This is a genomic window from Bradyrhizobium sp. USDA 4503, assembly GCF_054055815.1.
Genome location: NZ_JBSRXS010000001.1, coordinates 116,268 through 128,881, shown reverse-complemented (window position 1 = coordinate 128,881; position 12,614 = coordinate 116,268). Strand labels below are relative to the sequence as shown.

The 12,614-nt window shown below is 63.8% G+C and carries 8 protein-coding genes; 2 read left to right on the top strand and 6 right to left on the bottom strand.

Features of this window, described 5'->3' with window-relative positions:
* Positions 1–121: 121 nt before the first annotated feature.
* The 6 genes from ACVMIH_RS00645 to ACVMIH_RS00620 form a co-directional block, all read right to left on the bottom strand.
* A complete protein-coding gene (locus ACVMIH_RS00645; protein ID WP_057020229.1) occupies positions 122–736 on the bottom strand; it encodes a class I SAM-dependent methyltransferase in 615 nt (204 codons plus the stop codon).
* Between the two features lie 461 nt (positions 737–1,197).
* Complete coding sequence (locus ACVMIH_RS00640) at positions 1,198–2,469, bottom strand: calcium-binding protein (RefSeq protein WP_076833253.1); 1,272 nt, start codon at positions 2,467–2,469, stop codon at positions 1,198–1,200.
* A gap of 667 nt (positions 2,470–3,136) precedes the next feature.
* A complete protein-coding gene (locus tag ACVMIH_RS00635; RefSeq protein WP_168856483.1) occupies positions 3,137–4,291 on the bottom strand; it encodes a glycosyltransferase in 1,155 nt (384 codons plus the stop codon).
* On the bottom strand, positions 4,288–6,276 hold the full coding sequence (locus tag ACVMIH_RS00630; RefSeq protein ID WP_253587357.1) for an alginate lyase family protein: 1,989 nt from the start codon (positions 6,274–6,276) through the stop codon (positions 4,288–4,290). The genes ACVMIH_RS00635 and ACVMIH_RS00630 overlap by 4 nt, the downstream gene beginning before the upstream one ends.
* Position 6,277: 1 nt before the next feature.
* Positions 6,278–8,371: a bi-domain-containing oxidoreductase gene (locus tag ACVMIH_RS00625; RefSeq protein WP_456860359.1), complete on the bottom strand. Its 2,094-nt coding sequence runs from the start codon at positions 8,369–8,371 to the stop codon at positions 6,278–6,280.
* A 200-nt stretch (positions 8,372–8,571) separates the two neighbouring features.
* Positions 8,572–9,822, bottom strand: a complete 1,251-nt coding sequence (locus ACVMIH_RS00620; RefSeq protein ID WP_456860357.1) for a glycosyl hydrolase — start codon at positions 9,820–9,822, stop codon at positions 8,572–8,574.
* 117 nt (positions 9,823–9,939) lie between these two features.
* Here ACVMIH_RS00620 and ACVMIH_RS00615 point away from each other — a divergent pair, with 117 nt between their 5' ends.
* Positions 9,940–11,223 carry a glycosyltransferase family 4 protein gene (locus ACVMIH_RS00615; protein WP_057020223.1) on the top strand — a complete coding sequence of 428 codons (1,284 nt, stop codon included), beginning with the start codon at positions 9,940–9,942 and terminating at the stop codon, positions 11,221–11,223.
* Between the two features lie 78 nt (positions 11,224–11,301).
* The gene (locus ACVMIH_RS00610) at positions 11,302–12,612 is read left to right on the top strand and encodes a nucleotide sugar dehydrogenase (RefSeq protein ID WP_456860354.1); all 1,311 of its coding nucleotides are present in this window, start codon (positions 11,302–11,304) and stop codon (positions 12,610–12,612) included.
* Positions 12,613–12,614 lie beyond the last annotated feature (2 nt).

The following is a 12,614-nucleotide window of genomic DNA, read 5'->3' as shown; positions in this document are numbered from 1 at the left end:
CAGCATTTTCAGCGCGTCACCCGAAAAAGATATGTTTCACGGCAGGCCGCGAAGCCAATTTCGAGCACGTTCTCGCGCGATTTAACCAGGGAACCTTATAACATTGTTTAACATCGACAAATCACGAGTCGGCGGTCACTGTCTCCTGGAAGTCGAATCCGCAGGCCTCCAGCTGCGGCCTGATCCGCTCATCCCTGGCCTCCGGCATGAGTGCCAATGCACAGATCTCAAAATTCCCGCTCCGAACGGAAACCGTCGGAAAGCCGGCGCTGAGCAGCAGGTTTCCCATCCGCTCGGTCGAAAAGCCGGTCTTGTGCGCCATGTGATAGCGCCCCTGTTCGATCGCGCCGGAATGCCCGTAGATCATGTCCAATGGCCGGATCGGACCGGCCGGCGAGACGTAAGCGATCGCGCCGAGGCCGCGCGTCAACATGTGCTGCGCGACCGCCTCGAGGTCGGGAGACATGATCAACGCGAATCCGTCCGGCTTGAGGACTTGGCGGAACTGGACGAATGTGGGGTGAACCTCATGGGCGTAGAGATGCTCCATGACATGAGAACACCAGATCGCGTCGAACGAGGCCGCCGGGAACAATCGGGCAAGATCGGTAATCGACCCGACGACGTCGGGGCTCACGCCGCCGTCGACGTCCAATCGAATCTCGTCCCATTCATGCGATGTCAGGAGCGGCTGGATGCGCTTGGTAACCGTCGATCCAGCGCCGGCATTCAGCATTTTTTTCTTGGCCAATTCGAGAGCTCCGCGAGTTCGTTAAGCGGCTGAGTTCTGCAGCGATCGTTCGTCTTGAACAAAGGTGCCAGGGCCGCAGATAGCCATCGGGCGCAGCTCCGTTGTGTCAAGCGAGCGGCACGGCTTTACAAAAGCTACGTGGTCCGAATGTGACGAACTAACTTATAACATCCATTGGCGGAAATGCCCCGGGCGGAACTTGTGATTGATTCGATGCATCCGACGCGAATCGGCCGACAAAGTTCCAATCGGAATGCGCGCATGCGCTTCCCCTTGAGGCGAGCCGTCGAACTCATCGCAGGTGCGTCATGATCATCAACGGCAGCGTATTCGATTGTTCAATTTCAATTACCCATTCCTGACGGCCATGCCGGCGATCAAAGAAAAAAAAGCGCCGCCTCAACCTCGGTTGGGGCGGCGCTTTCGCTTAGTGCAGACCTAGGATCTTACAGCTTGGTCGAGTTACCATCGTTGAAGATCAGGTATTCGATGTTGCTGATCTGGGTCACCTGACCATTGCTGAAGGTGATGTCCATAGAACCGTTCGATCCAGAGCTGATGTTGCTCACGTCGGTCGAAGCGTGATCCAGGAAGGTCAGGGAGTCCTTGTTGCCGCCACCGCCATCGATGGTGTCGCTGCTGGTGGCGTTGTTCAGGTAGAAGTAGTCCTGACCGGAGCCGCCGACCATCGAAGCCGTACCGGTGTCGGAGCCGACGAACGAGTCCTTGCCGTCGCCGCCGATCAGCGTCTGCGTGCCGGAGCCGGCGACCAGCGTATCGTTGCCGGAACCGCCATGCAGCGTGTCGTTGCCGGCACCGCCATAGAGCGAGTCGTTGCCGGCACCGCCATCGAGCGAGGTCGCGTGCGACGCATCGCTGCCCGAGTAGAGCACGTCCTTGCCGTTGCCGCCGAACTCAGCAGCAGTCTGAGCACCGCCGACAAGGAGGTCATTGCCGTTGCCGCCATGCAGCGTGTCGACCCCGGAGCCGCCATACAGCGAGTCGTTGCCGGCGCCGCCATCCAGGCTGTCGTTGCCCGCACCACCGTACAGCGCATCGTTGCCCTTGCCGCCATCCAGCGTGCTGGAATTGCCGGCGGTGCTGCCGGACACCAGCACGTCCTTGCCGTCACCGCCACTCAACTGCGACGAGCTGCCGCCGTAGAGCGTGTCGTTGCCGGAGCCACCGTTCAGGGTGTCGGCACCGGAGCCGAACAGCAGATCGTTGCCCTTGCCGCCATCCAGCGTGCTGTGACCGGAGACGTTGTCGACCAGCACATCGTTGCCGGAGCCGGCATCGATCGAGTCGTGACCGGCACCGCCGAAGATCGTGTCGTTGCCGGAGCCGGTGAGAACCGTCGTGTCGCCGGTATTGTTGATGAACACCTGATCGTTGCCGTGGCCGGTCGCGACCAGCACCGGGGTGCTGCCGTTCACCGTCAGCGTGACGTCCTTGTTGGTGTCCTCGATGATCGCCTTCAGGTTGGCGTCGGTGTTAACGGTGTTAATCGGGTTGGTTTCGATCAGAACATTGGCGTTCGGATCCGGGTTGGTGATCCCAGCCCCTTCCTGCACCGGAATCGTCGCGCCGTTATCCGGGCTGGTGTATCCGATCCCCGCGTTGATCAGATAGTCAAGAATCTGTTGCTGGGTCGAGTGATCGATCGTTCCGTTGATCGCGTGTTTGAGGTCCGTCTGGTCTAGATTGTAAGTCGCCATCGATGTAGCCCCTGCTTGGGATACGAGGATTCAAGCCGCTCGCCCACACATAAGCTGTTGATTCACAACTGGTTTGTTGCGACGCAACTCAAATGTGGACCCAGGTTACGAACTTGTTAAGTCCATTGTTAAGACCGTTAGGCCGGAGTGTCAATCAGCAATGCGCTGTTAACACCTGGTTCCCTGAGATTTATGCGGGACTTAGCACTACTTCGAGTGCACCATAACATTCAACGCACGCCCATCGCCAATGTTAGCCGCGACGCAAAAAAGGGTAGCGATTATACGGGGTTTCACGGGGCCCCCGGATACCGCGGGAGCGCAGAATTTCGCTGATGCCGTGAGCGCTTCGACGCGATTTTCTGATCTGAAAAAATATTTCTGCATCGCATGAGACGTTTTGCAAAAAAGCGTCAAACTTCGCAGCCGGCGCCCCACCGGCCAGTGTTGTAGCGCCCCTTGGCAGCAGTTTGCGGGCTCGATCAAGCGAGATCCACGGAATCACCCGCAGAATCAGCGCCGTTCGACCGCAAGATCAAAAACCTGGCGCGATGCCGCTCAGACACCCTGCTGTAACAAATTAACACCAGATTTGCCGCAATATGTTAGCAACGCCGGCATGGAACCGGCGATGCCCGATCGCGGGCAGAGCGCCGACCTGCGGCGATCATCCCCCGGCGGCCCGCGCGTAGATGGCCTCGAGCAGCCGGCGGTTCTCGTCCGGCGCGTAGCGCTCGAGATAGGCGGCTCGTGCGGCCCGTCCCCATGCGGCGGTCAGTTCGGCGGCGCCGAGAACCTCACTGATCCGATTTCGGAGCGTGGCCGCGTCGCCCGGCGGCACCAGCGCGCCGGTCTTGCCGGCGCTCACCACCTCGGCAAGTCCGCCGATCTCGGAGGCGATGACCGGCGTGCCGCACGCGAAGGCCTCGACCACGACAATCGGAAATCCTTCGTACCATAGCGACGGCACCACCAATGCCCGGGCATTCGCCATTTCCCGCAGCACCTCATCGCGCGAGAGCCCGCCCAGGAAGGTGACATGATCGGAAGCCCGAGCCTCCAACGCAGCACGCTCCGGCCCCTCGCCCACGACGCGCAAGGGCACGCCGGTCCCCGCAACGGCCTCGAGCAGCACGCCGACGCCCTTCTCGCGGCTCAGCCGTCCAACATAGAGTAGCCCGCTGCGCGGCGTGGCTGCATCGGGCGCTCCCGGATCGACCATGAAATTCGGTTTCACGTCGATCCGATCGGCGTCGAAGCCGGCCTGCGTGAACAGGGTTTTGGCGAACTGCGTCAGCGCGATCAGGCGCAGGCCGGGACGCGTCCAGGTGCCACGGCGCTGGTGCTGCGCGATCATGTAGGCCGAGGCGATCGAGCCCGGAAGCGATCCGCGGTAGCAGCGGTGCACGACGCCCCAGAGGTGTCCGCGATCGAGGCACTTGTGGCAGATGCGGCCGTCGCGCAGCAGCATGCCGCCGGTGCAGATGCTGCGATAATTGTGCAGGGTCGCCACCGCGGGCACGCACTTTTGCCGGCAGAGATCGAACACGGCGGGCGACAGCAGCGGGAAGAAATTGTGGACGTGCACAACGTCGGGGCGTAAGCGGTCGATCGCTTCCGCCACGCCCCGCTTTCCCTCCGCATTATCGGCGATCGACAGCGTGGTCGTGATGCGCGCGGGGAGCGAATTGATCGCCGCGTTGCTGACCGTGAGCGTTTCAACGCTGTGTCCTGCGGCGCGCAGCAGGTCGACTTCCGCTTCAAACACGACATCCTCGCCGCCGCGTCCCTGATACCTGTTGTGAGCGACCAGGATCTTCATGATCTGGCCGGGTCTGAAAACCAGCGTAGCTCGGTCACCAGGTTTTGCCCGCCCGCGAGCGTACCGCAGCCGATCAAGGTCGTCGCCGGCACCTTGAGATCGAAGGACGGCGAATACCAGCCGGCCGGCATGGTCTCGTCACCCCGATACGGCACCCAGCTGAGGGCCGCCGGCAGATCGAGCTCGCCGCGCCCGCCGGGCCATGCGAGCTGCGCCCTGTGCCCTTCGAGCCTGCATTCGACCTCGGGACCGAGATGCCAGCTGAGGCTCGCCGGCACCGCAAGCGCTTCATCAGCCAGCACCGTATCGGTGACGACGAGCCGCGCCGCCTGACGCTGCAATTGCGCCGAGCGGCGATGCACGACACCTGCTTCGTCGCGATATCCCGAATGCTCCGCGACCCAGCTCGCATCCGCATCGCGATCGTCCAGGCCGCTGGCGGCGACAAGCCGGCTCTGCGCATGCCGTGTCCAGAGAAACGGCCCGCCCGACACTGACTGGTCGCGCGCGAACAGGCACAGCGTGTTGTGCGCCAGCGTGGAGCGGAAGTAGGCCCGCCATCGCGGATCGCCATGGTAGCAATAGGTGCCGGGGTCGGCGAGGATCTCCACACCGCCGATCCTGCATTCGAGCGACAACGCGTCCGCATGGGCGTGGGCGGCAATGCGGCCGAAGCCATGCGGGCCATGGTCACAGCGGCACCACACCGCGCGGTCGGAATCGATCAGAAAGGTCTGTCCCGCCCCCTCGAGCAGATGCGGGCGGCGCTTGGGCCGCCCGGCGATCGCTCGGGCCTCGATGCCGTCGGTGAGCACAAAGCTGCGCAGATCGGGCTCCGGCGATGTGGGCCACCATGGCAGAGCGCCGAACAGGCGCGCGCCGCTGGCGAGCAAGCCGAGCCAGCGATTGCCGGCGTGATCGTCGAGCAACAGGCCGATGCCGTCGTCGCCATCGCCCTGCCGCGGCGGATGACCGCGATCGTCCAGCATCGCAGCAATGACGTCGCTCATGCGGCACATCGTGGTCCACACCGCATCGCCAAGCGGATGTCCGGAGGACTCGCCCTGCACTGCCGCCGCCAGCAGCAGTTCGAGAACAAAGCCATGATAATCGGTCGCGAGCTCGCTGTTGCTGCCGCAGGCAAGCGTCTGCGCAACGGCTTCGTGCGCCAGTGTGGCGGCCGATTGCTCGCGCCATCGCGCACTGTCCTGGAAGAACGGAAACACGCAAGCCGCCACGAACTGCCCGGCAGCCTCCGCGATGAGGTGGTTGTTGGCCGAGGAGCCACGGCTTGGGAACTGCGACAGCCAGTATTGATGCGCATAAATCTGCGTCAGGAACAGTTCGTTGTCCTCGAACAGCGCGGCAGCGCCGGGCCAGTTCTGCAGCAGCTGGCGCACCCAGGCCCATGAGATCAACCGCACGCCAAGCTCGATGCCGCTGATCCAGTGCGGGCCGCGCGGGAACGGATTTTCGCGCCACCAGCTCACCAGATGCTCGGCCGCGCGCACGGCGTAGCGCTCGTCGGAGCTCAGGTAATACGCGGCCGCGAGCACCGTGAGATGGTGATGACGCGACGGCTCCCAGATGTATTTGATGTTTCCGACCGCGGTTTCGTCACGATAGGGAACCGCGAATGCGTGCACGCCGGCCGGCGCCCGCTTGCCGCTTCTGATATCGACGAACCAGTCAGGCCGTTCGCCGAGGGCCCCATGGTCCCTGGCGAAAATCCGCCAGTGCCCTACGAGAATCCGGTCGGCGCTCTGGATCAGCCGTTCGGCGGCCTGTTGCGGGGCGCTCGCCCGCGAAGGCAGCGGCTTCAGGCGCGGCTGCCGCGGGCCGGCAGCGAGCCTGGCGCTGGCGCGCCGTGCGATGTCGGGCGGAGTGATCCGCCAGAGCAAATGCAGCACCTGGTCGTTCACCCGCCCCGCAAGCTCGGACGGCTCCATGCGCTGCAGCCTGCGCAGATACCAGGCCGGATTCATCTCACGCCGTCGAGGCGCGCGCGACGCCCTGTTCTGCCGCGCCGGCCGTCAGATCGATCGGCATCCCGGCGGCCGCGCTTTCCTGCACGGCAAGCGTTGCGCGCGTGGTCGCCAGCAGCCCGTCGAGCGCAATCGGCATCGCGGCTCCCGATGCGACCGCGGCGATGAAGGCATCCAGCATCGGCCGCTGGCCCTTGTCGAGCCGCGCCGTCTTCGCCGTGCGCTGTCCGGCGTGCCAGACCTCGAAGCCCGAGAAATTGTCGAAGGCGGCAAAACCCGTGCTTGCCGATATCTCGAGCGCTTCCTTCGGCACCCGCGGATCGCCGCCGGTGAGATAGCTGAGACTCGCGACCGAACCGTCGGCAAAATCGAAGGTGGCGACGAGATTGTCGACATCCTTGCCCGCCGTGCTCGCGGAGACACGCACCGGCTCGGCGCCGAGCCACCAGCACAACACGTCGATGAAATGGCCGCCCTCGCCGACGAAGCGGCTGCCTTCGCTATCGGCCTGCAGATACCAGGACGATTTCTCCAGCGGCCCGGCGATGACGCGATATTGCAGGGTCTGCGGTCCTGCCTGCGCGAACGCCGCGCGCATGCCCTGCAGCAGCGGCGAAAAGCGGCGGTTGAAGCCGACCATCAGCCGGCTGTTGCCGGTTTCCCGGATCACCTGCTCCAATCGATCGAGCGAGCTTGTATCGATCGCCAAGGGCTTCTCGACAAACACCGCCTTGCCGGCGCGCAGCGCCTGCGTCGCGAGGTCGGCATGGGAGGAATGGCGCGTTGCGATCAGCACGGCATCGATGTCGTCGGCGCCGAGCACCGAGGCCGCATCCGTCGAGGCACGCGCGAAGCCGAACTTGCGGACCGCCGTGGCGCCGCTCAGGCCGGTATTGGTGGCGACCTCGACGAGATCGACGCGCTGGTTGCTCGCAAGCTGCGGCAACAGCATGCTGGAGGCATAATTGCCGGCGCCGATGACGCCGAGCCGCACCCGGCCGCTGCGCAGGGCAACCGCCGGACGATAGGTCATCTGCATCGCGCGGGGAGCGGCGTCCGGATAGGCGAACACCATGCCGAGACCGACCTCGCCACGGCTCATGCGCTCGAACGCCGACGTCGCCTGCTCCAGCGGCACCGTTTCGGAAATCAGCGAGGAAAAATCGAGCCGCCCGTCGGCGAGCAGCGCGACGATCGCCTCCATATTGCGCTTCTCGGTCCAGCGCACATGACCGATCGGATAATCGATGCCGCCCTCCTCATAGAGCGGATCGTAGCGGCCGGGGCCGTAGGAGCGCGAGAAGCGCACGTCGAGCTCCTTGTCGTAGAATTCGCTCCACGGCAGGTTCAGCGTGCATTTGCCGATATCGACAATGCGGCCGCGGTCGCGCAGCAGCGCCGCCGAACGCGACGCGAGATCGGGATCGTCGCTGCCTGCGGTGATGAACACGCAATCGACGCCGTTGCCTGCGGTCAGCTGGTCGATCCGGGCGCGGAATTCGGCCGCGGCATCATCCAATGCGACGGCACAGACCGCGGCGCCAGCAGCCTCCGCCTGCCGGCATCGCGCCTCCAGCCTGTCGAGCCCGACGACCACGACACCGGCGCTGCGCAGCAGCCGCACCATGATCTGCCCGATCAGGCCAAGGCCGATCACGCAGGCGGTCTCGCCGAAACGGATCTCCGACTGGCGCATCGCCTGCAGCGCGATCGAGGCGATCGTGGTGAATGCGGCCTGGTCCAGCGCAGCGCTGTCCGGCAGCGGCACGCAGAGGTTCACCGGCACCCAATTATATTCGGCGTGGGTTGCATATTGATTGCCGCCGCAGCAGACACGCTGTCCGACCGAGAAGCCGCCGACGCCCTCGCCCACTTCCACGACGGTGCCCGACAGCGAGTAGCCGAGCGGCGTGTAGGAATCGAGGCGGTTCATCACCTTCTGATAGGTCGCAGCCAACCCCTGCTGACGGACCGAACGCACCACCTTGGCAACCTGGTCAGGTCGCGCGCGCGCCTTGCCGAGCAGCGACAGGCGACCTTCGGTGAACTTCATCATCTCGGTGCCGGTCGACACCGCCGAGAACGCCGTGCGCACCAAAACCCCCCGCCGGGGCGGCAGCGCGGCGCCGGCACATCGATCAGCTTGAGCTCGCCGCTCTTATAGTTCTGCGCGATCTGCTTCACGGTCGGTCAATCGCCTCAAGTTAACAGCGCTCCTTGTATCGCGCCTGCCGCCCGCAATGAAGCCGGGATCATCGTCATAATTGTCTCATTGCCGGAGACTTAACATTGTTATCATTCCAGCAACAGGACCGGTTTTGGCGAGATCTCGACCTCGCCGTTGGCGACAGGCCCTTCGCCGCCGTCGAGGCCCTGGTAAAGGCTGAAGCGCGGGTCGACCCGATAAACGGACCGGCCTTTGGTGGTCCAGAGGATCAAGCCGTTGCGGCCATCCGGCATGCGAAGCTCGACGCGCCAGGTCGACGGCGACGTCCTGCCTGCCGCCACGACGCTTGCATCGACCAACCAGGACTGGATCGTGCGGTAGGCAATTCCGCTCGGAAGCAGCCCGCGCGCCGGGTCCCATAATTTTCCAAAGTCGCTGCCGCCTCCGGCAAACTCGTACCAATAGAACCGGTCGACGCCGCTGATCCATTTCAGGATGTAGGCGCGCGCCAGACACCCGTCCGGATTGTCCTCATAGGACGACCAGCCGGCCTCGGTGTCCCAGATTGGCCTCGCGGACAGGTCGTGTGCGGCGAGGATTTTCTTGAAGCGCGCAATGATTCCAATCACCGCTTCGGGTTCGCTCGTGTAGCCGTGGAAGGCGAACACATCGGCATATTGTCCGCCGCCTTGCGCCATGAAGGCCTGTTGCCAGCGATATCCGTCCGGCGTGCCGTTGGACGGCGGTGTCAGCACGGTCAAGGTGGGATCGCTGGCTTTAATGATCTCGTAGGCCCGCTTCTGCAGCTGGACCATGGTCGCGATATCGCCCGAGTAATATTTGGGATCCTCGGGCTCGTTCCAGATTTCCCAGTATTTGATGCGGCCGGCGGCGCGCGCCACGGCCGCGCGCACCCAGTCGTCCCATGACGCGAGATCGGCCGGCGGTGAGCTGGCGCCGGGCGTGAACGCCGGCGGCGCATCCTTCACCGACGCGGCCCAGCGCGGCGTATAGGCGAGATTGAGAACGATCTCGACGTGTTCTCGCTCGGCCGCCGCCAGGATGGCATCGAAGCGCGCCCAATTGTAGATGCCGGGCGCCGGATTAATCTGTGCCCAGTAGATCGCGCCCCATAGCCGAACGCCGTCGAATTTGAGCTCCGGCCAGGGCTGCGACTTTGGCTGCGACTGTCCGATCGCATTGATGGTCATGCCGAAAAGCGTCGGCGGGATCACCGCGTTCACGCGGCTCGCATTCAGCGCATCGCTTGACGTCGAACCATTCCACTGCAGCGGCCATTTGTAGGCCAGCGGCAGCACCGCGCTCAAAACCAGCGCAATCAATGCCCTTTGGCCCCAATCCCTCACTCTGCCTGCCATGTCCCTGTCTCGTCGCCGTCACATCGGTGCCGGGATTGCATAGTGGAAGCCGCACATGTTAATGCCGATGTTAGTCGGATTGTGATGTTGTTAGGTCAATGGTATAGATCATCTCAGATGTCGAGAGCTGAACCATCACCGCGGCGGATCCTGTTCATCGTCGAGAACCTTCCGGTTCCTTTCGATCGCAGGGTGTGGTGCGAAGCAACGTCGCTGCGCAAGGCGGGCTATGAAGTTTCTGTGATCTGCCCGAAGGGCCGCGGCCATGACGAATCCTACGAATGCCTCGAAGGCATTCACATTTATCGCCATCCGATGCCCGTGGAAGCGCGCGGGATCGCTGCCTACCTGATCGAATATCCGGTCGCGCTGTTCTGGGAAACGCTGCTCGCGATCAAGGTGGCGTGGAAGCACGGCTTCGACGTGATCCAGGGCTGCAATCCCCCCGACCTGATCTTCCTGATCGGCCTGTTGTTCAAACTCGGCGGCAAGCGCTTCGTGTTCGATCATCACGACGTCAATCCCGAGCTCTACGAGGCGAAATTCGGCCGCAGGGACTTCTTCTGGCAGCTGCTGCGGCTGGTCGAATATCTCACCTTCAAGACGGCGAGCATCTCGATCGCGACTAACGAATCCTATCGCGAGATCGCGATCACGCGCGGCGGTATGCCGGCCAGCCGGGTTTTCGTGGTGCGATCCGGCCCCAATCTTGACCGGGTGCGCTCGCGGCCGGCCGATCCGGCCTGGCGCCGTGGCCGGCGCTACAGCGTCGGCTATGTCGGCGTGATCGGCCAATCGGAAGGCATCGATCTTCTGCTGCAGTCGATCGGCCACATCGTGCACGATCTCGGCCGCACCGACATCCAGTTCAACATCGCTGGCACCGGGCCAGAGTGGAATGCCGTGGTCAAGCTCTGCGAGGAGACGCAGCTCTCCGACTACGTGAACTTCACCGGCGCCATCGCGGATGACGCGCTGTTCACGATGCTCTCGACCGCTGACGTCTGCGTCAATCCGGACCGCGTCACGCCGATGAACGACATCTCCACCATGAACAAGATCATGGAATACATGGCGCTCGGACGGCCGATCGTTCAGTTCGACGTTCGCGAAGGCCGCCGCTCGGCGCTCGACGCCTCGCTCTATGCCGCGAAGAACGATCCAAAGGATTTTGCCAGCAAGATCATCACGTTGATCGACGATCCGTCGTTGCGACAGACGATGGGGGCGTTTGGCCGCAATCGCGTCGAGCGCGCGCTCTCGTGGACACATGAGGAGCCGAAGCTGCTCGCGGCCTATGAGGCGTTGTTCGCCAGAAAGGTCCCCGCACCGCGCGCGCATGCACCCGCCGAGCGGCCGACCTCGCAACCTTCCAGCGCCTCCGGACGGGTATCGTCTTGAACGCGCAGCCGCCTCACTCACGTCAAACGCGACGCGGCTGCGGCCACGCGCACGTCCTGGATTGTTGAAGGTCGAAGCATGAACGTCAGCATTTTCGGCCTCGGCTATGTCGGAACGGTGTGCGCCGCCTGCTTCACCGAACTCGGCCACCAGATCATCGGCGTCGACAAGAGCGTTGCGAAGGTCGACCTGATCCGCGGAGGCAGGTCGCCGGTCGTCGAGCCGGGCATCTCGGACAAGGTGGCGCGCGCGGTGGCAACCGGTCAGCTGACCGCGACCACCGACGCCACCGAAGCGATCGTCAACAGCGACATATCGATGGTCTGCGTCGGCACGCCCTCCTCCGGCAACGGCAACCTCGACCTGACCGCGATCCGACAGGTCGCGATCGAGATCGGCCGCGGACTGCGCGCCAAGAACGCGCCGCACACCGTGACGATCCGCTCCACCGTGCTGCCTGGCACCACCCGCGGCACCGTCGGGCCGCTGATCGAGGAAGCCTCCGGCAACAGGATCGGACGCGATTTCGACCTTGCGTTCAATCCCGAGTTCCTGCGCGAGGGCAGCGCGATTGCGGATTTCAACGCGCCGTCCAAGACCGTGGTCGGCGCTTTCAATCAGGAAACCGCCGACCGCGTCATGGCGCTCTACAAGGACCTGCCGGGCGCCAAGATCACGCCGCCGGTCGAGACCGCCGAGCTGGTGAAATATGTCGACAACAGCTGGCATGCGCTCAAGGTCAGCTTTGCCAACGAGATCGGCACGATCGCGAAGACGCTCGGCATCGACGGGCGCGACGTCATGAACATCTTCATGCAGGACACAAGGCTCAACATCTCGCCGGCCTATTTGCGGCCGGGCTTTGCGTTCGGCGGCTCCTGCCTGCCCAAGGACGTCAAGGCGCTGAAACACTTGGCACACAGCCGCGGACTGTCGACGCCGGTGCTCGAGAGCATCCTGCCGAGCAATGATATGATCATGTCGCGCGGCGCCGACTGGATCCTGTCGCATGAGGGCCGCCGCATCGCGTTCCTCGGCATCAGCTTCAAGGTCGGCACCGACGACGTCCGCGACAGCCCCTTCGTGAGGCTGGTGAAGAGCCTGCGCGGCGAACGGCGCGACATCCGGATCTACGACCCCAATGTGCAGCTCTCGCAACTGATCGGCGCCAACCGGGATTTCCTGATGCGCAATCCGGAGCTGGTCGGCCTGTTGAACGACGACGTGACGGCAACCATCGAGTGGGCCGACATTATTGTGCTGACGACGGCGGATCCGCGCTTCGTTGCGGCGCTGACGGCGACCCGTCCCGACCAGGTCGTGCTCGAACTGTCGGAGATCGGATTGCCCGAGCAGGTGCGCGCCAAAGTGAGCGGCTTCCACTGGTAGGG